We start from the raw sequence: 20,309 nt of genomic DNA, 5'->3' as shown, positions 1-20,309 counted from the left end.
TGAGAACAAAATAAATAAGGGGGCAAAATTACTGGAAGAAGAATCTTACATCCAGTGGAGACTGGAAGATGGTTAAGGTTTGTCAGCGTTGCCTTTCAACACCATATAAATCAAACTCACAAAAATAAGTAAGGCCCCGCCTAAGCTGCTCACACAAAAATATAGAATACGTTGATTGGTGTCCATATTGAACAAACCATTGGCTAAGATATAACGCATAAACAACCATTGAGCTATAGCAAATATAATTAACACAAGTGCACGACGACGGACAGCAGGACGCATAGCCATAAGGTTGTTCACCATAAAGTAGAAATAGGCAGCTATTATGCCATTCTCAAGTCTTGATCTCAATGCAATAAAAAACCCTGCTTATGCAGGGTTTTTTATCACTGAATTAAAGAATTAAGCTTCTACTTTAACTTCAGCTTTTGGTTTTTCGCGTAAACGGATACCTAGATCACGCAATTGATTAGGTTCAACTGGCGCAGGTGCTTGAGTCAATGGACATTCAGCAGTTTTGGTTTTAGGGAATGCAATCACGTCACGAATTGAAGTCGCACCCGTCATTAACATAACTAAACGGTCAAGACCAAATGCCAAACCACCATGCGGAGGCGCACCGAATTTTAATGCATTCAACAAGAAGCTGAATTTCTCTTCCGCTTCTTCTTCATCAATACCTAAAGCTTCAAAGATTGCTTTTTGCATTTCAAGGTTGTGAATACGGAGCGAACCACCACCGACTTCAGTACCGTTCAATACCATATCGTAAGCAACAGAAAGCGCAGCGCCTGGGTTGTTTTTCACTTCTTCAACGCTTGATTTCGGTAGCGTGAATGGGTGATGCACAGATGTCCATTTACCATCATCAGTTTCTTCAAACATTGGGAAGTCAACCACCCAAAGAGGTGCCCACTCGCAAGTCGCCATCTTCATGTCATGACCGATTTTGATACGTAAAGCACCCATGGCATCATTCACAACTTTAGCTTTATCTGCACCGAAGAATACGATGTCGCCATTTTCAGCGCCAACACGTTTCAACAAATCAAGCACGATTGGCTCGATGAATTTAACGATTGGAGATTGAAGACCTTCGATACCTTTTTCAAGTTCGTTGACTTTGATGTAAGCCAAACCTTTCGCGCCATAGATGCCCACGAATTTCGTGTATTCATCAATTTGGCTACGTGGTAATGAACCTGCACCCGGTACGCGAAGCGCAACGATACGGCCTTTAGGATCTTTAGCAGGACCTGCGAATACCTTGAACTCAACGTCTTGCATCATGTCTGCAACGTCTACCAGTTTCAAAGGAATACGCATATCTGGCTTGTCAGATGCATAGTCACGCATTGCGTCTGCATAAGTCATACGCGGGAATTTGTCGAATTCAACATTAAGAAGTTCTTTGAACATCTTGATCGTTAAGGTTTCCATCAAATCCATAATGTCATCGTCACTCATGAACGATGTTTCAACGTCGATCTGGGTGAATTCTGGCTGACGATCGGCACGTAAGTCTTCGTCACGGAAACATTTCGCAATTTGGTAGTAACGATCGATACCGCCCACCATCAACAACTGTTTGAACAGCTGTGGTGATTGTGGAAGTGCGTAGAAACTACCGTTAGATACACGGCTTGGCACTAAATAGTCACGCGCACCTTCAGGAGTCGCACGCGTCAAAATCGGTGTTTCAACGTCTAGGAAACCGTTATCTTCGAAGTAGTTACGAATCAGGTTAGTTAACTTAGAACGGAAACGTAAACGATCTAGCATTTCTGGACGACGGATATCCAGGAAACGGTATTTCAAACGAATTTCTTCAGAAATATTGGTATTTTCGTCGTTCAATGGGAAGGGAGGTGTTTCAGAAGCAGCAAGAACTTCGATGTCTTTGGCTAGAACTTCGATTTGACCGCTCACCATGTTGGCATTTTCTGTGCCTTCATAACGACGACGTACACGACCTGTAATTTTTAATACGAATTCAGAACGTGCTTTGTCAGCAGTTGAGAAAGCTTCGGGAGTATCTGGGTCAATAACGACTTGAACAAGACCGTCACGGTCACGCATGTCAAGGAAAATCACACCACCGTGGTCACGGCGACGGTGTACCCAACCGCATAATGTTACGGTTTGGTCAATTTGGGCTTCGGTTAAAGTACCGCAGTAATGAGTTCGCATCATAGCGTAAAAAATCCAACTATATGGGTTAAGGCAAGCGTATACGTAAACAGCGTACCGCCTTTGAATGTTGAATTATGCCTCTTTGGGGATTTTGTCACAAGAACTAGATCTAAAATCACCATGATTTCAATGCTGAGATTGCTTGAGTCTGGGTAATATTCTTTAATTTTTCATCATTTACTTATCTAGTTGATGATTTCTGTCTAAAAATAGAAAGAGAACACAGCCCAAACTGAATGCAATTAAAAATGCACTGGCAAATTGATTGGCCGATCTACCTATAAATGAATATAGATCAGTTGACCATAAATGGGCGCCAAGTATTTGCATAAAATGGATATATGAATAGCAACCATAAAAGAATGAGATAAGAAGAATGAATAAAGCAGAAGTTTTTATTTTGCTGGAAATAGGTTTTAACTGCTTATATTTAAAATAATAATGTATTCCCATCCACGCCATAAATGGTAAGGCAATGATTGAAGTTCCAATTTGTAAAATACGGTGCATGGGATAGATGTGATTAAGCAGTGAAACAGGGCGATTTAAGAAGGAATCAAAGGCAAAGGTTCGGAAATCTGAATGTGTCAGTCCATCCCAAATTAAATGGCTAGAAATCCCCACAATTAAAGCAAGAATGACACTGAGAATAAACCCTATCACTTTATCGAAAGAGCCACAATCAATGGGTTTCACCAGACCAATCCATCTAAAAATTACTGGTCGATACAGCCCATACCATAGCAAGCAAAAACCTAGACCAATCAATAAATCGGGAACAATCAAACCCTGCCATTGATGGGAGGCATCATAGGTTTCGGAAGTGAATAAACGATATAAATCAGGTGTCATGCTGCCAATGGCAAGTGCTGAAATTGGTAAGCGATAGCCGGTGAGTTTGGCAATGGGAGGGGCTAAAACAGCATGTGAGATCGTAAAGGGCATCTAAAACTTTAAAACTTTAAAACTTAATTATTAATTAATGAATTTAGAAGTCAGTGTATCCGAAAGTATACAAAAAGAATGTTTTTTATTGCAAAAATAGTGAAATGTTATATTATAACATTATTCAGAAATCGCAGCTTTGAGCCAGTTCCATGTCTTTTCATAAGAATTTAATTACACTCTCTATTTTTGCAGTCATCGCACCCGCTGTCTTTGCAGAAGAGCAGCGCACAAACCAACAATTAGAAACCATCAAATTGCAAGCACATCCCTTAGTGCAGTCTGCTGCAGATTTTGCAGTTGCCGATCAGGTCATTGATCATGAAAAGCTTGCACAAGGTGGCGTAACCATCGGCGATGCTTTGGCGGGTGAACTGGGAGTATCCTCAAATCAATATGGTTCTGGTTCAAGTCGTCCAGTGATTCGTGGACAAGATGGCGCACGCGTTAAAATTTTACAACATGCTTCTGAAACTGCCGATGTCTCAACACTTTCGCCAGACCATGCGGTAACGGTTGATCCTATTTTAGCCAAGCAAGTTGAGATTATTCGCGGTCCATCGACTTTACTGTATAGCGCAGGGACTGTCGGTGGATTGGTGAATGTTACCGACAATAAAATTCCGACCCAAATGCCTGAAAAAGGTTATGAGGGGCAAGTCGGCTTGCGTTACAACTCGGGCAGTGATGAAAAGTTAGCCAGTGCAGGGGCAACGGTGGCTTTAACTGATCAAGTTGCTTTACGTGTTGAAGGCTCAAAACGTGATGCCAATAACTATATTGCACCTGATTATGTTCATGAAGGTGAAAAAGAACGTCGTGTAAACAACACTTTTGCCGAAGGTGAAACGGTGAATGTCGGTTTATCCTGGATTCATGACCGAGGCTTTAGCGGTATTTCATATAGTAACCGTCAAGATCAATATGGTTTACCCGGACATAGCCATGAATATGAAGACTGTCATCCGCATGACAAGGAACTTTTTTGTGGCGACCATACAGGCCATGTGCTAGATCATGATGGACATGACCATGATGAAGAACACGCTCATGCCGCTGGTCCATGGGTTGATCTGAAGACAGAGCGTTATGATTTCCGGACGGAACTCAACGATCCTTTTTCCGGTTTTCAAAAGCTTCGCGCACATGCTAGTTATACAGACTATAAACATGATGAAATTGAAGAAAATTCAGTCATGACCAATTTTAAAAGTCAGGGCTATGATGCACGCTTAGAACTGGTGCATAACCCGATTGCAGATTGGGAAGGGGTGGTTGGTGCTCAATATAATCAGCAAAAGCTGGATATTACTGGCGAAGAGTCTTTACTCGATCCGACCAAAACTCAAAAGTGGAGCCTGTTTGCTTTAGAGCATAAGCAGTTTAATGATGTTCATGTTGAACTGGGCGCACGTTTGGATCAGCAAAAAATTCAGATTGATTCAGATAAAAAAGATTTTGATGATTATGGCTTCTCTTATTCAGGTGCCGTGAACTGGGAATTTGTACCGAGCTATAAATTGTCTTTGGTCGGCTCTCATCAAGAACGTCTGCCTTTGGCGCAAGAACTGTATGCCAATGGCAAGCATTTTGCGACCAATACTTTCGAACGTGGCAATGAAAATTTAAGTGCAGAAAAATCCAATAATCTCGAGCTTGGTTTGCATTATGAGCAAGACAAGTTTGATTACCATGTGCATGTTTATCACAACTGGTTTGATAACTACATTTATGCGGCGACTACAGATAAATTTGAAAATTTCCGCCTGGTGGATTACACCCAAGACAAAGCCAAATTTTATGGTACAGAAGCACAAGCATCTTATGCTTTAACCGATGCCTATAAACTGAGTGTATTTGGTGATTATGTCCGTGGCAAAATTGATGGGGAAAATGCACCACGTGTTCCAGCAGGTCGTCTTGGTAGCAAAGTCGATGCGAATTTTGATGACCACTGGTCTGGTTTAGCCGAGTATTACCATGTGTTCAATCAGGACAAAATCACAAGTTATGAGCAGGAAACCAATGGTTACAATATGCTGAATCTTGGTGTTTCTTATGCAGGTCAATATGCTAAAAATAACGATTATCGCGTGTATTTCAAAGCCAATAACTTGCTGGATGAACAGGTTTATTCACATGCTTCATTCTTGTCGAATATTCCGCAAGTCGGACGTAACTTTAGCGTCGGTTTAGAATTTGGTTTCTAGGCAAAAGTTAGCGTAGATAAAATCATTCAAACAGGATTCACAGAAATCCTCTTGAAAAATAAAGCAATAAAATCTAGTCTGATGCCATTGGACTAGGTTTTTTGTTATGCGTATTTTTCAACGAATTCATCAGAAATTGAATTGGTCACGCCGTCGTTATGTCAGCGTGATGATCGGTTTGTTGGCTTTGGGATATCTCTCATCTGCGATTTATCACACTTATAAACCCTTGCCAGAGGGCTTGGATTTTACGGGTAAGTTGCGCCATGCCGAGGTGAAATTTTTAGCAGATCAAACCTATATTGATGCAAGTGGTAAACAACAACAAGAACAGGTCATTTTTAATGAAATGTTGAAAATGATTGATGAAGCGCAAACCACCATTGTGCTGGACATGTTTTTATTCAATAAAGAGGTCGGTGAATCAACGCTTGCGCATCGCACACTGGCACAACAGTTAACCGATGCCTTAATTTCAAAACGTGGTGTACAGCCAAATATTGAAATTAAAGTGATTACTGATCCGATTAACTCAGTCTATGGTGGTGTTGCACCAGAACATTATCGTCAGTTACGTGCAGCCGGTATTGATGTGATTGAAACGGATTTAACACCGTTACGCGCATCCAATCCATTGTGGTCGGGCTTTTGGTATATCTGTTGTCAGGATGTGGGCAATAATCCTGAAAAAGGCTGGCTCGCCAATCCATTTGGTCCTGAAAAAATCACCTTGCGGAGTTATTTCAATTTATTTAATTTCAGAGCCAATCATCGCAAAACCGTAGTTGTAGATACAGCACAGGGCTGGAAAGCCTTGGTCACTTCTGCAAATCCGCATGATGGAAGTTCACGTCATTCCAACGTGGCTTTGGTGGTTTCAGGCAATACTGCAATTGATGTGTTAAAGACTGAACAGGCGGTAGGGAGAATGTCCAAAGGTGACATTCCGATGGTGATTGTCGGTGAGTTTGAAGAAGCGAAGTCTTTACCTCAAGTTCAGGTACTGACTGAAAAAGCCATTTTTGATGAAACGATCAAGCTGATTGAAACAGCCAAGCCACAAGAGCAGATTGATCTGGCGATGTTCTATCTGTCTGAACGTCATATTGTGAAAGCTTTAATAGCAGCCCATGAACGTGGGGTAAAAGTTCGTGTGTTACTCGATCCGAATAAAGATGCTTTTGGTCGCCAAAAGAATGGTATTCCTAACCGCCAAGTGGCCTCTGAATTGAATGATGCGGGTGTACCGGTGCGCTGGTGTAATACTCAAGGGGAGCAGTGTCATAGCAAGATGATTGTGAAACGTAATGCACAAAATTCAGAGTTGATTTTAGGTTCTGCAAATTTCACTGCACGTAATATTAAAAATTATAATTTGGAAACCAATTTACGTGTCGTGGGTGCCTCTCAAGCGCAAGTTTTTAGCGATGCCAATCAATATTTTGATACCGCCTGGTCAAACCTGGATGGCAAAAATATGAGTGTCGATTACAGTCAATATGCAGATGAATCGAAACTTAAATATGGCATTTACCGCTTTATGGAATGGAGCGGGTTGTCTACCTTCTAATGCTCCTCCCTTTTTTAAAGGGAGGGTGGGAGGGATTCATCTCTCCCTAACGGAGCAGTGCTTCTTATCTCTTTGCGAGTTATGGAGATTAAATCTGTTAAAGATAAAAAAAGAGCGCATAAGCGCTCTTTTTTTATATCAACATTTTATAAAGGATTCGGTGGAATTAATGCATCCAAATCAGCATCTTTCATTTTATCGAGTTCTTTTAAATCAGTTTTAATTTTCCACTGACTTTCGTCTTTAACCGGTTGCGGTAAACGCGCTTCTAACCAGTCACACACCACATCTGGTGGAAAGTCAGGATGATTACATTGAATTACCCAAGCCAAAAATTCTTTTGCTTCACCATTCATATAAGGTGGTGGTGAAACAGGTAAGAACTGGGTTGGAAGACGTTCATTCTTGGAAATGTAATTCAGCACATGACCCAATTCCTGAACGGTTTGCCATGCAAGCGGATGATCGACATTGATCTGAAATTTAAACCACCATGCATGTTGACCATCTGAACCATACGCATCAATCAATGCTTCTTGTACGCTCGGTACTTTGCAAAAGAATTGATGTAGGCGGTCAAAACTTAAATCAGCCACTCTATTTGATCCAGTAACAAAAAAGAATATCTTAGCATAAACATATTCAGCGCCTAGATGCACGAAAGCATGAAGTCACAGCAAAATTTAATTTACAAAACGTTGCATTTGCTGTTTTTTTATCCATTTTTTATCCTAAACTAGGGATTGAAATCAGTTTATAAACTATATGATGTGATCAACATCGTTCGGAGGCTCTGATGAAAGTAGCAATGCTTTGTGCTCTGGGGGGCATGGTGCTCTTGGGGGCTTCTGCGACCACGCAAGCGGAAAATAAGTGGTCCAATTATCGTGGTGTAGATACCAGCAAGTATCAGCATCGGCCTAATTATCCCCAAAATAGCTATCCAAAAAATAACGATCCACAGCAGTATCCTGGCTATTCACAACCACAACGTTATCCACAACAGAGTTATCCACGAAATAGCTATCCATATAATCACTATCCGCAAAATCACCCCAATGTCCAACATTATCCATCACGTCCACCCCATGGTGGATATCCACCGATACAAAATGGCATTAGCATTCAATATAGTGCGCCAACGACCATCACTCATAATTCTCAAAGCTATAGCTGGGTAAATGGCGATCCGAATACGGCACGGATTGAAAGTTCAAGCCATACCTTAATTACGGATTGGCAACGTTTAGGTTTGCCTGCACCGCCGAAAGGGATGTACTGGATTTATGACCATGGGCGCTATGTGTTGGTGCCAAATCGTTGATTTGCTGATTTTAAACCTCTCCCTGACCCTCTCCTAGAGGGAGAGGGAACAAACAGGATTACGCCAGTTCGTCATCTTGTGGACGTGGGGTTTTACCTTCGGGTAATGACTTTTCACTATGCTTGTCACGAATTACAGATGGATAAGTCCAAGACGCATAACGCACCACTAAAATTGCAAAAGCCAGAATCAGAATCGAACCGGTAATAATTACTAAGTCCATATCCGCTTTATGATCGTGCTGGATATCCGAAATGAGTAGGCGAGTGAGTGCCGTAATCGCGATATAAATCAGAAAGCGTACTGGCATGTGATTGGTCTTGAAATAAATACCGACCATGGCGCCCAGTTCAAGATAGATAAATAACAGCAGAATATCGTCAATGGTGGCGAATTGCTTCACTGTAAGTATGTGGAATACGGTATGACCCGCAGACCAGATCACCATACAGCCAATAATAAATAGCGCAATATAATGAAAACTTTCTACAGCAATATTTCCGAAACGGTCGAGGAGGGTTTCAATTTTTTCAACTTTGGCATCAGGTTTTGGCATGTTTTTCCTCCTTTATATTAGATGAGTATTTGTATGAAACTGGTATTAAACAGTATGCAATTTTCATGCACATTAAAAGGCAATAAAATGAATGTTGTAAATAATTCAATGGACTGTATTTTTTTCATACGGAATTGATATATTGTATGAATGGTTATTTCATTGATCAGGGAAAAGAAAATGTTAGAAACAATTCAAACAAAAATTAATAGTTTACAAAATGGTAAAAAACTCATTTTAGGTTCGGGTATTAAGGGAGATGAAATGCAGAAGCTGATTGCCTTATGTGAAAATTTACAATCCGAGGGCGTGATTAAAATTGTGAAAACTCATCAAGACACACAAAGCAGCAAAAAAATCTCAGATTCCATTATGGTTGAAAAAATCTAATTCATTTTAGCTATAAAAAAACGCCTGACAATGCAGGCGTTTTTTTATATCTGATTTAAATTAAGATTGGTTGGTAAAGTAATCTTCACTGAAGTTCATAATTACTTCTGGACCTGCTTTTACTTTGGTAATGCGGAGTGCAAGCTCAGGCAAAATACGTTGCACGAAGTATTGAGCAAGCGCCACCTTGTTTTGATAGAACTCGCCATCTTTTGCTTTCGCCGCATTGGCAATTTTTGCGAACATGTAGGAGAAGCTTAAAAGTCCTACAGCGTGTAGATAATCTACCGCAGCAGAGTTCGAGAATTCAACATTCTCACGTGCAGCTTCAATCACGTATTGCGTCACTGATTCAACTTCAGTTGCTGCATCTAAGGTGGCATCTTTAATGAAGTTCAGGTCAGCATCTAAGCTGTTAGCGAAGTCACGAATCTCCTGGATATATTCGGCAATGAATTCACCTTTACATTTAATGGTTTTACGACCAATTAAATCTTGAGACTGAACGCCGTTGGTGCCTTCGTAAATTTGTGCAATACGTAAGTCACGTACGCATTGTTCCATACCCCATTCACGAATAAAACCATGCCCACCAAACACCATTTGCGCATCAATCACTGCATCAAAAGCAGTATCGGTTAAATACGCTTTTGCAATTGGCGTGAGTAATGCAACACGGTTATTGGCAGCTTCCACTGCTTCCGCATTGGTAGAGAACTTGGTGATATCCAGTTGTTGACCCACGTAAACTGCGAAAGCACGCGATGCTTCATTGTTTGCACGGGCATTTAACAACATGCGACGTACATCACCATGTACCAGAATGCTGTCTGCTGCTTTGGCTGGAGATTGAATACCAGAAGCACTACGACCTTGAATGCGGTCAGTCGCATATTGCGCTGCATTTTGGTAGGCAAATTCAGAGGCACCTAGACCTTGAATACCCATTGACAGGCGTTCGTAGTTCATCATCACGAACATTGCTGCAAGGCCTTCATTTTCTTTACCAACAAGGTAACCTTTGGCACCGTCAAAGTTCATTACACAAGTTGCAGAGGCTTTAATCCCCATCTTGTGTTCAATTGAACCCGGACCTGCCGCATTGCGTTCACCAAGTGAACCATCTTCATTGACCATGAATTTAGGCACGATGAACAATGAAATACCGCGTGAACCTGCAGGTGCATCCGGTGTTTTCGCAAGGACTAAGTGAATGATGTTTTCCGCTAAGTCATGGTCACCGCCAGTAATAAAGATTTTAGTACCAGTGATGTTATAAGTACCATCTTCGTTACGTTCAGCTTTGGTTTTAATAATGCCTAAGTCTGTACCTGCATGCGGTTCAGTTAAGCACATGGTACCTGACCATTCGCCAGAATAAATTTTAGGAAGATATGTTTCTTTTTGCTCTTGAGATGCATAACTGTTGAGCGCCATACCTGCACCCACAGAAAGAAGCGGGTAGAGTAGGAAGGATGGATTGGTTGCGAACAGCATTTCATCTGCAAGTACAGTCAGCATTTTTGGCATGCCTTGACCGCCCCATTCTTCGTCGGCACCTAAGCCAATCCAGCCACCTTCAGCGTATTGTTTGAATGCTTCTTTAAAGCCTGCTGGTGTGGTCACCTTGCCATTTTCAATTTTAGCGCCTTCTTCATCACCGGTACGGTTAATCGGTAAAGTGACGTTTTGTGCAAATTTCGCCATTTCTTCAAGAATAGCTTCAGCCGTTGCAGCATCCACATGGGCAAGATTTTCATTGGCTTGCCAGAATTGCTCTGCATTAAAAACATCATTCAGGATGAATTTCATATCTGCAAGCGGTGCATTATAAATTGGCATAAGGTGTTACCTGTTTATTGTTTGAGTCAGTTCAGTTTTAGTTGAGTCTAAGCGATGAAGAATAGTGTTGTTAGACGACTAAAGATTAATTTTTGCATCTTTTATAAAGAAAAAGGACTGTCAAATCAATGACCGTCCTTCTCCTGTTCATCAAGTTAAAACTTTATGAAAATTAAAATGCGAAGTGTTCAGCATCTAAAGCAAGTAATGGTTCTACACCACCTGCAATCACGTCTACGTGTGAACGTACGCGTGGAAGGATTTTCTTGAAGTAGAAACGTGCTGTGGTTACTTTGGCGTTGTAGAAGTCAACTTCAGTCGTACCTGCAGCAAGCGTTTCTTGAGCGAGAAGCGCCATACGAGCCCATAGGTAAGCAAGGGTGATATAACCAGAGAAGTACAGGTAGTCAACCGCAGCTGCACCGACTTCATCCGGGTTTTGCATCGCACGCATACCAATCTGCATGGTTAAATCACCCCACTCTTTATTAAGCGCAGCAAGTGGTTCAACGAATTCTTTCATTGCAGCATTATCTTTGTTTGCTTCAACAAATTTGTGGATGATCTTGGTGAAGTCTTTCAACATTGCACCTTGAGTACCCAAAACTTTACGACCTAACAAGTCAAGTGCCTGAATTTCAGTGGTACCTTCGTAAAGACACGCAATACGTGTATCACGAACAATCTGTTCCATGCCATGTTCAGAAATAAAGCCATGACCACCGAACACTTGAACACCGTGTTTCGCAGATTCAGAACCTGTTTCAGTCAAGAATGCTTTTGCGATCGGAGTAAGAAGAGACAACATGTTGTCCGCAGATTTGCGTTCTTCTTCAGTTGTACCGTGTTCAACCACGTCAGCATATTGAGCCAACAGGTAAACCAGCGCACGACCACTTTCTGCATATGCTTTTTGAGTTAAAAGCATGTTACGCACAGCAGGGTGAACAATAATCGGATCTGCTTCTTTTTCTGGCGCTTTAACACCTGAAAGTGAACGCATCGCTAAACGATCTTTGGCATAGGCAAGTGCACCTTGGAAAGACGCTTCAGAAGCGGCAAGACCTTGTACAGCAGTACCAATACGTGCAGTGTTCATGAATGTGAACATGCAGTTTAGACCACGGTTTTCAGGACCAATCAAGAAGCCTTGAGCTTTATCGAAGTTGATCACGCAAGTTGCGTTACCATGGATCCCCATTTTGTGTTCGATTGAACCACAACGTACTGCATTACGTTCACCCAGTGAACCGTCTGCATTTACATTGAATTTAGGTACGATGAACAACGATATACCTTTAGTGCCTTTAGGTGCACCCGGAAGGCGAGCAAGAACGATATGGACGATGTTATCCGCCATGTCGTGTTCACCAGCAGAGATAAAGATTTTCTCGCCAGAAATTGCAAAGCTGCCATCAGCATTCGGTTCAGCTTTGGTACGGATGATACCCAAATCAGAACCTGCATGAGATTCAGTCAAGCACATGGTGCCTGTCCATTCACCTGAAACAAGTTTAGGCAGGTAAGTGTCTTTTTGTTCTTGAGAACCATGGTGTTCCAAAGTACGTACCGCACCATGAGAAAGACCAGGGTACATACCCCAAGACCAGTTTGCCGTACCGACCATTTCAGAAATGGTAATACCTAAAGAATTTGGTAAAGCTTGACCGCCATATTGTTCATCAGCAGATAACGATGGGAAGCCAAGTTCTATATATTTTTTGTATGCTTCTTTAAAGCCGGTAGGCGTTGTTACAACACCGTTGTTCCAAGTACAACCTTCACGGTCGCCCACTTGGTTAAGAGGAGAAAGTTCATTTTCACAGAAGTCAGCAGCAGCTTCTAAATATTGATCAACCAACTCACGGCTTACGGTTTCTTGAAATGCAGGGAGTTTTGCATAATGTTGTTCAGCATTTAGTAGTTCATGTAGAACGAATTGCATCTCACGTAAGGGCGCTTTGTATTGTGGCATATCGTTTTCCTCAATACTGGTTTAACCAGCTTATAATCCTAATAAACATTGAAACGTGCCTTCTATAACACGTATTTCTATGGCTTAATCGTGCAACATCTTCCTACTTGGTACAAGCGTTTGCATGCGTTTTCTTGGTGACTGTAAAGTCAAAGATTTCTAGCTTGAAATTGCTAAGTATATTGAGTGTAAATGCTTTTATGATTTATTTAGTGACATAAATAGTCAAATCGCCAATTTTTTAATCAGCAATAAAAAAGGCGCAGAGTTGCGCCTTTTTAACTTTGGTTAAATTTTTACGATGCAGGTTTTACTGCTACAGGAGCCATAGGGACTTTAGGCTGGAAGCGAACTTCACATTTACCATTGATGGTATGTGTTCCCATTTTGACTTGAACAGCGTTGCCATTAGGCTGACCTTGGCAAGCTTTTAACATGGCTTGCTGATGCGCTTGGTGTTGAGCCAAGCGCTGATCAAATTGTTGGGTCAATTCTGCACGTTTGGCATCAGTCAGGAGTTCATCGTGCTGCATCATCATAGGCATGCCTTTCATTTCGCCCTGCATAGCACGATGTTCACGTCGCATTTTCTTCATCTCTGCACGATCAGGATTAAATTGCATCACGCAAGTCCCATTAATGGTCTTTTCACCCGCCTTAATTTGTACGGCAGAACTGACTGTTTTACCATCACAGGCTGTTTGAATGCTTTTCATCATTTGCTGGCGTTCGGCACGGGCTTGCTGGAACTGCTCACGCTGTTCGGGTGTCATGTTACGCTCATACTTTTGATGACGATCGTGCATCATGCGCGGGTGGTGGCTGTCTTTGTCTTGAACTGTGTTGGTCGATTGGCAGGCGCTCAAAGCGCCCATACTGAGTACGCTGGCACCGACTAAAGCCATTTTTGTCATGGAATTCATTGTTTTTATCTCCGATGAAAAATAGTATCAATTTATTGAGTTAAGATTAAACAATAATGATGAAGAAACAATGAAGAGTTTTTTCAGACAGTGTTGGTTACAATAATAAATTGAGAAGAAAATATTGAGATTTTACTTTTGAATATTCGCCGTGTTCCGATCGCCTTACGTCTGTTTTTGACCGTATTACTCACGACTTTAGTGATTACGACTGTCAGTCTGGGTGTATTGCATTGGACCATGCAAAAGAACTTCGCCAGATATGTGGCAGATGTTGAAATGCAGAAGCTGGATCATGTCATCAGCAATTTGGCAGGGGTGTATACGGTTTATCATGATTGGGGGAATGCCATTCAGGCTCAAATCCTGCAAATTGAAGGTACTGCAGCTCCCGATGATTATGACCGCTTGTCACGCTGGTGGTTACGTCGTCAATATGACATTGCCTTGCAGCAGCGGTATTTTCAGGAAAATAGCTTACTCAGTGTCTCCCCCAGTTTGAACCCGGCAGAACAAAGAAAACCGGTCTTGGATGCAGAAGAACTTCGCTTGATGGAACAGAACTTACCTTCTGAATATCAGCCTTTTGAAGGACTTAAATTCCCTTTAAGTGCCAATCAAAATATATTTCGTACGGATAAAAAAGCGGATAATGCACAAACAGATTCAACTCAAAATCAAGGCAAGAAGAAGCAGTTTATTTCCATGCCTGACCGTTTGGGCTTAAGTTCACGACTTTCACTGTATGATGCCAACAAACAGTTTGTGGTTGGTGAGCCATCCGACATTCCAGTTTCGTATCGCCCGATTATGGTGACTGATAAAATTGTCGGCTATTTAGGTTTAAAGCCGGTGCTGGATCAGGATGATGCCTTAAGTATCAATTTCTTTAGTAATCAAAAACGCTATTTATTACTGGTGTATGGATTAACTTTCCTGAGTAGTTTAATTGCCGCTTTATTGTTGGCAACCTATTTCAAGAAGCCGATTCAACGCTTACTCAATGCGACACGGGAATTGACCAAAGGACATTATCAGCATCAGGTGAAAATTAACCGTAACGATGAGTTAGGTGATTTATCAAATGAAATTAATCAATTGGCAGTGATTTTAGATCAACATGAACAATCACGTCGTCAGTGGGTAGCAGATACTTCACATGAATTAAAAACACCACTGGCAGTACTGCAAGCGCAAATTGAAGCAATGCAGGATGGCATTCGTAAACCGACGCCGGAACATTTTGAATCGATGCTTCGTCAAGTCACCAGCTTGAAAAAACTGACTCAGGATTTGGCAGATTTAGCCCAAGCTGAAGCACAGCAGCTAACCTGCTATATGGCTGAGGTAAATCCTTGGGATGTGGTATTACAGGAAGTTGAAAACTTCAAACCCAAGTTTGCCCAAGCGGATCTATCAATTTCAGTGCAAGGCAAAGGTGCGAATTTACAATTAGATATAGATCGTTTTAAACAAATTATGGTCAACTTACTCGGCAACAGTATTCGCTATACTGAAGCGGGTGGTGAAGTTTGCATTCATACCGAGCAATCGGCGACGCATTGGAGTGTGATTGTCGATGATAGTCCACTCGGATTGAGTGATGAACAATTGGCACGTTTAGGCGAGCGTTTCTACCGTGTTGATGATTCACGAACACGCAGTACCGGTGGTACAGGTTTAGGTTTGGCCTTATCTGGTAAAATTGCGCAGGCATTGGGTGGACAATTAAGTTTTGATCATTCGCCACTCGGTGGTTTGCGCTGCAAACTGACTTTTCCAAAACAGTTAAACAAATAAAAGGATGAGATTCATGAAACATGTCATGCTGGTTGAAGATGAAGTTGAACTTGCACAGCTGGTGCGAGACTATCTGGAAGCGGCTGGTTTTGAAGTCAGTATGTTTCATGATGGGCAAGAAGCCTATGACAGCTTTATTCAGCGTAAACCAAGTTTGATGATTTTGGACTTGATGATGCCGCGTATGGATGGTTTAACCATTTGCCGTAAAGTGCGTGAACAGTCTGATTTGCCGATTATTATGGTGACTGCGCGTACTGAAGAAATTGACCGTGTTCTGGGTTTAAACATGGGTGCAGATGATTACATTTGTAAACCTTTTAGCCCGAAAGAACTGGTGGCTCGTGTACAAGCGGTGTTACGTCGCTTAGACCGTCATGCAGAGCCAGAACAAAACAGCTTATTCCGTATGGATAAAGCACAACAACGCATTTGGTATCAACAAAAAACCTTGAACCTGACTCCGACTGAATTCCGTTTATTAGAGTTATTTCTAGAACATGTCGGTCAAGTCTATTCACGTGCGCAATTACTCGACCATATTAATCCAGACAGTTTTGAGGTGGCAGACCGCGTGATTGACAGCCATATTAAAAACCTGCGCCGTAAGATTTCCGATGCTGCTGAAACTGGCAACCGTCATGAGTGGATTCAGGCGGTTTATGGCGTGGGTTACCGTTTTGAATATCCTGAGGATTAAGCTTTATATTCTTAATCAAAAAAACTCCCAATGGGGAGTTTTTTTATTGCAGAGCTAAAAGTTTAAGAAGAACAACTCACCATCACTTCAGGTACATCACTTGGTAATGGCTCTAAATCTTCAGCTTGTTCTAAATCTGTTTGCTTGGTATAAGGTTGACTGAGCAATTCAAATAAACGATTCACTTCAGAAAAATCATCCTGTTCCGCCAGTTCAATCGCTTTCTGTGCCATGTGGTTACGTAAAATATACTGTGGATTGGCTTTGGTCATTTCAGCATCAAGTTCATCCATTTCTTGGTTTACTCGAATATTTTCATATTGAGTCAAGAAACTTTCAAACTGGCGTTGGTCCAGACAGTCATCTTTAATCACTTTAAACTGTTTGTTCTGAAGTCGAATAAAACTCTGGGTGTAATCCAGTTGCTCGCTTTGCAAAATTCGCAGAAAGGCCATTGCGCAGTCAAAACTGTCTTTATGGAAACTTGGCAAGCCCATTTTCTGGTTTAAACCATGTTTATAATGTTCCAAGAATGTTGGCTCATAGTGCTCCAGACATGCAGCTAAATCCTGTTTCCATTGTTCTTTGTCATAATCTGTAGGGCAGAGTGGAACCAGATTGTTTAACCATTGCCACAAATTCCAGTGCCCAATACTTGGCTGCTGCTGATAGGTATAACGACCTTGATAATCCGAGTGGTTATTGATCCAATTCGGACGGAAGCGCTCCATAAAACCATAAGGACCGAAGTCGAGGGTTGAACCGGTGATATTCAGGTTATCGGTATTCATCACCCCATGGGCAAAACCCACCAGCTGCCATTTGGCAATCATCACCGCAGTGCGCTGGATGACTTTGGTCGCAAAAGCCAAAACGGGCTGTTCAGCATCCATACATTCGGGATAATGCCATTCAATACACTTCTGGGTAAATTCAGGAAGTAATTCAGGCTGATATTGATTGATCCATTCAAAATGACCCAAGCGAATGTGGCAGTCTGAAGTACGCAACATCATTGCGCCCGGTTCCATTTTTTCCCGCTGTATCCCTTGGGTGGAAGAGGTGAATCCAACCGCATTACTGGATGCAATACCCAAAGCATTCAAGGCATGACCGGCCAAGTATTCACGAATCACGGAACGTAATACCGCACGACCATCACCCATACGAGAGTAGGGAGTAGAACCGGCGCCTTTTAAATGCAGGTCGATGGTTTGATTATTTTGATTCAGAATTTGTGCGATCAGTAAGCCACGACCATCACCGAGTTGACCTGCCCATTGTCCAAACTGATGTCCGGCATAGACCATCGCCAAGGGTTCAAATTGGGCAAAGGTTTTTTGTCCACTACAGATTTCAACCCATTCGGCTTTGTCTTGTTCTGACCACTGTAACTCATTGGCCAGTGCTTCATTAAAATGCCCCGCTTTGGCGCCTTTTAAGGGAACTGGCATTTGATGATGATAAAGCTTGGGATTGAGCGAAGGATAACGAGGATTAAATTGCATAGGACAATCTAAAAATGGGAGGAGATGCGCTCACTATAACAAATTTGAACGGCCAAAATGAATAAAGCCCCAATAATGGGGCTTTATCAATAGAATCAGTTTTTATTCAGAAACTGGATTTTTTTTAATGCTACGCATTAAAATTTTCAAGCTATTGCGATGATGCGCAAGACGCTGTTCAACCAGTTGGAAATCCACTTTAAGTTTGCTGTCCATTTGGTGGATTTTTTCAGCAACAGAAGCTTTTTTCGCTTGAATTTCTTGTTCTTTCAGCGTGGCCCAATCATTTAAAGTTTGGGTAAATGCTTCATATTCCTGAGCAATACGAAGTTTAGCTGCCGCCATATCTTCATTGACATTATGACCATAAACCGCCAAATCCTGTTCAGCATATTTAAAGCGCATTGCCAATTCAGCTTTTTTAATATTAAAGCTTGGAATACGACGTAAATTTTTAGCCAAACCTACTTTTGAACATGACCAGATCAGCCATTTGGTAGGATCGTACTGCCACCATTTCACCCCATTACGGTAATCGTATTGGAAAATGTGGTGATAGTTGTGATAACCCTCACCCCAAGTTGCAATCGCTAAAATGAAATTGTCACGTGCAGTGTTTTCGTCGGTATAAGGACGTTTGCCCCACATGTGACAAAGCGAGTTAATGAAGAAGGTCACATGATGGCTCAAGATCAGACGGACTAAACCGCCTAATAACACTACGCCCCACATATCGCCAACTGCCCAACCGACAGTAGTCAGAATGACTGCATGTACGGCAATCACCAAGGGAATGTAATATTTGTCTTGGAACATCACCACTTTGTCGTTTAACAAATCGGGTGCATTTTTATAGTTTGCTTCTGCTGCCGGATAGTTGCGAAGCATCCATCCCATATGCGCATACCAAAAGCCATTATTAATTGAATATGGGTCTTGTTCGACATCATCAACATGACGGTGATGGGTACGGTGACCTGAAGCCCAGAACAAAATACTATTTTGAACGGCAAAAGTACCCATAAGCATTAAAATAATTTTTAATGGCAATGTTGCTTCATAAGCACGATGTGCCCATAAGCGGTGATAACCCGCAGTAATCCCTAAACTACTCACACCGAGTAGTACAAATAAGCTGATCCATGCGCCTAAGCTAAAATCATGATGATAAGCATATAAAGGGATAGCGATTACAGCCACAATCGGTAAAAAAACCAACGCGAATACTGCAATCCAGTTAATTGGGGCTTTGGGTAGGGGAGCATTCATCTCCAACAGCACTCCTAGAACCTTTTAAAAGGTAAAGGTAAGGTATAAATGAATTCTTAATTCAATACGGTTTATAAGGATTAAGACTTCCTCAATATTAGCATGAGCAAATAAAGCTGCACTAGCATTATTCTACAGATGTATTGTACTAAACAGTAACAGAATACCGGGTGGACGTGATTGATTTTATCGAAGGCTTAGGCAGCTTCCGGCAACAGCAACGATGTAGATCATTTTTGAGTGAATAAATAGCTGATTTAGTCACAGAAATGGGGGCGAAATTTTTTTTTTAAAGTTGTTCGAGCATCATTTTAGGGAAATCGGTAATCAATCCGTCTATCCCCAAACTTTGCAGATGTTTGGCGCGTTCAATATCATTCACCGTCCAGACACTGATTTTTAAATGGGCTTGTTGGGTGGCTTGAATGATTTCATCGGTTGCCAATTGATTCATCCAGCCAATCTGGCAACATCCGAGTTCTAACGCCTGTTCAATGGCTTTATGTTTGATGTCATCTTCAATCAATAAGCCGCGTTTAAAGATCGAGTATTGCTGTTTTAAGGCCTGATGGATTTTTAAATCGAAACTGGTGATCACGGCAGTTTGTTCAAATCCGTGTAATTGTTTTTGTAATTCTAAAACTAGTTTTTCAGCTTCCGCCATGGTTGCAACAGCTTTGACTTCAACTTCAATATGCTCAAAGTCCTGCATTATTTTAAGGGATTGTTGCAGGGTAGGGGTAACTTCAAAGTTTTTCCATTCCATCCAGATATGCGCCTGATTATAAGCTTCAAGCTGGTGACTGTTTAATTCATAAAGTTGTTGATCTGTGCCGGTGGTTCTTAAGAAATTGTCATCGTGCATGATGATGAGTTCGTCATCTTTCAGTTGGCGCACATCAAATTCGACTGCACGGATGCCCAGGTCATGAATGTATTGAAAGCCACCGAGTGTGTTTTCAGGGGCTTCACCACGTGCACCACGATGTCCGATGATTCGCATCCTTGATCCTTTTATGGAAATTTTATATTTTCATAACGGTGTCTTACCGTTTATTCATCCAATGTGAGGAGCTCATTGTTTCACTTTTTTAAAAAAAG

Annotated in this window: 17 protein-coding genes; 6 read left to right on the top strand and 11 right to left on the bottom strand. The window is 41.6% G+C overall.

The genetic code is table 11. From position 1 onward, the window contains the following. Positions 1-72: 72 nt before the first annotated feature. The 3 genes from E0409_RS05375 to E0409_RS05365 form a co-directional block, all read right to left on the bottom strand. Positions 73-291 carry a hypothetical protein gene (locus E0409_RS05375; RefSeq protein WP_067722914.1) on the bottom strand — a complete coding sequence of 73 codons (219 nt, stop codon included), beginning with the start codon at positions 289-291 and terminating at the stop codon, positions 73-75. A 114-nt stretch (positions 292-405) separates the two neighbouring features. Next, on the bottom strand, positions 406-2,196 hold the full coding sequence (aspS, locus tag E0409_RS05370; RefSeq protein WP_131288603.1) for an aspartate--tRNA ligase: 1,791 nt from the start codon (positions 2,194-2,196) through the stop codon (positions 406-408). Between the two features lie 177 nt (positions 2,197-2,373). Then, entirely contained in the window at positions 2,374-3,141 is a 768-nt protein-coding gene (locus tag E0409_RS05365) for a DUF4184 family protein (RefSeq protein ID WP_131288601.1), read from the bottom strand. Between the two features lie 152 nt (positions 3,142-3,293). On the opposite strand from E0409_RS05365, the gene znuD reads away from it, so the two are divergent. Both znuD and E0409_RS05355 read left to right on the top strand, forming a co-directional pair. Beyond that, a complete protein-coding gene (gene znuD / locus E0409_RS05360) occupies positions 3,294-5,351 on the top strand; it encodes a zinc piracy TonB-dependent receptor ZnuD (protein ID WP_131288599.1) in 2,058 nt (685 codons plus the stop codon). A 106-nt stretch (positions 5,352-5,457) separates the two neighbouring features. After that, complete coding sequence (locus E0409_RS05355) at positions 5,458-6,921, top strand: phospholipase D family protein (RefSeq protein WP_131288596.1); 1,464 nt, start codon at positions 5,458-5,460, stop codon at positions 6,919-6,921. A 146-nt stretch (positions 6,922-7,067) separates the two neighbouring features. Here the strand turns inward: E0409_RS05355 and E0409_RS05350 are convergent, their stop codons facing one another. Then, positions 7,068-7,517 carry a hypothetical protein gene (locus tag E0409_RS05350; protein ID WP_131288594.1) on the bottom strand — a complete coding sequence of 150 codons (450 nt, stop codon included), beginning with the start codon at positions 7,515-7,517 and terminating at the stop codon, positions 7,068-7,070. 200 nt (positions 7,518-7,717) lie between these two features. On the opposite strand from E0409_RS05350, the gene E0409_RS05345 reads away from it, so the two are divergent. After that, positions 7,718-8,245: an RcnB family protein gene (locus E0409_RS05345; protein ID WP_131288592.1), complete on the top strand. Its 528-nt coding sequence runs from the start codon at positions 7,718-7,720 to the stop codon at positions 8,243-8,245. Positions 8,246-8,303: 58 nt separating this feature from the next. Here E0409_RS05345 and E0409_RS05340 read toward each other — a convergent pair whose 3' ends face one another. Beyond that, positions 8,304-8,801, bottom strand: coding sequence for a phosphate-starvation-inducible protein PsiE (locus E0409_RS05340; protein WP_067722900.1), 498 nt, complete (start codon positions 8,799-8,801; stop codon positions 8,304-8,306). Between the two features lie 180 nt (positions 8,802-8,981). Here E0409_RS05340 and E0409_RS05335 point away from each other — a divergent pair, with 180 nt between their 5' ends. Then, the gene (locus E0409_RS05335) at positions 8,982-9,191 is read left to right on the top strand and encodes a hypothetical protein (protein ID WP_131288590.1); all 210 of its coding nucleotides are present in this window, start codon (positions 8,982-8,984) and stop codon (positions 9,189-9,191) included. 60 nt (positions 9,192-9,251) lie between these two features. On the opposite strand, the gene E0409_RS05330 is transcribed toward E0409_RS05335, so the two are convergent. From E0409_RS05330 to E0409_RS05320, 3 genes are all read right to left on the bottom strand, one after another. Continuing rightward, positions 9,252-11,033, bottom strand: a complete 1,782-nt coding sequence (locus E0409_RS05330) for an acyl-CoA dehydrogenase C-terminal domain-containing protein (protein WP_131288588.1) — start codon at positions 11,031-11,033, stop codon at positions 9,252-9,254. A 172-nt stretch (positions 11,034-11,205) separates the two neighbouring features. After that, positions 11,206-13,008 (bottom strand): acyl-CoA dehydrogenase C-terminal domain-containing protein, encoded by a 1,803-nt coding sequence (locus tag E0409_RS05325; protein ID WP_131288586.1) that lies wholly within the window; start codon positions 13,006-13,008, stop codon positions 11,206-11,208. A 296-nt stretch (positions 13,009-13,304) separates the two neighbouring features. Continuing rightward, complete coding sequence (locus E0409_RS05320; protein ID WP_131288584.1) at positions 13,305-13,931, bottom strand: hypothetical protein; 627 nt, start codon at positions 13,929-13,931, stop codon at positions 13,305-13,307. A gap of 138 nt (positions 13,932-14,069) precedes the next feature. Between E0409_RS05320 and baeS the strand changes: the two genes are divergently transcribed. Together baeS and E0409_RS05310 are read left to right on the top strand one after the other, a co-directional pair. After that, a complete protein-coding gene (gene baeS / locus E0409_RS05315; RefSeq protein WP_131288582.1) occupies positions 14,070-15,731 on the top strand; it encodes a sensor histidine kinase efflux regulator BaeS in 1,662 nt (553 codons plus the stop codon). Positions 15,732-15,744: 13 nt separating this feature from the next. Continuing rightward, entirely contained in the window at positions 15,745-16,431 is a 687-nt protein-coding gene (locus tag E0409_RS05310) for a response regulator (protein ID WP_131288580.1), read from the top strand. A gap of 62 nt (positions 16,432-16,493) precedes the next feature. Here the strand turns inward: E0409_RS05310 and E0409_RS05305 are convergent, their stop codons facing one another. From E0409_RS05305 to E0409_RS05295, 3 genes are all read right to left on the bottom strand, one after another. Further along, positions 16,494-17,939, bottom strand: a complete 1,446-nt coding sequence (locus tag E0409_RS05305; RefSeq protein ID WP_131288577.1) for a protein adenylyltransferase SelO — start codon at positions 17,937-17,939, stop codon at positions 16,494-16,496. 102 nt (positions 17,940-18,041) lie between these two features. Further along, a complete protein-coding gene (locus E0409_RS05300; protein WP_131288575.1) occupies positions 18,042-19,208 on the bottom strand; it encodes an acyl-CoA desaturase in 1,167 nt (388 codons plus the stop codon). A 289-nt stretch (positions 19,209-19,497) separates the two neighbouring features. Beyond that, positions 19,498-20,211 carry a glycerophosphodiester phosphodiesterase gene (locus E0409_RS05295; RefSeq protein ID WP_131288573.1) on the bottom strand — a complete coding sequence of 238 codons (714 nt, stop codon included), beginning with the start codon at positions 20,209-20,211 and terminating at the stop codon, positions 19,498-19,500. Between the last annotated feature and the right edge of the window lie 98 nt (positions 20,212-20,309).

Origin of the sequence: Acinetobacter sp. ANC 4862 (assembly GCF_004336635.1) — a bacterium.
Lineage (GTDB): Bacteria > Pseudomonadota > Gammaproteobacteria > Pseudomonadales > Moraxellaceae > Acinetobacter.
This window is presented reverse-complemented; position numbering and strand designations above follow the sequence as displayed.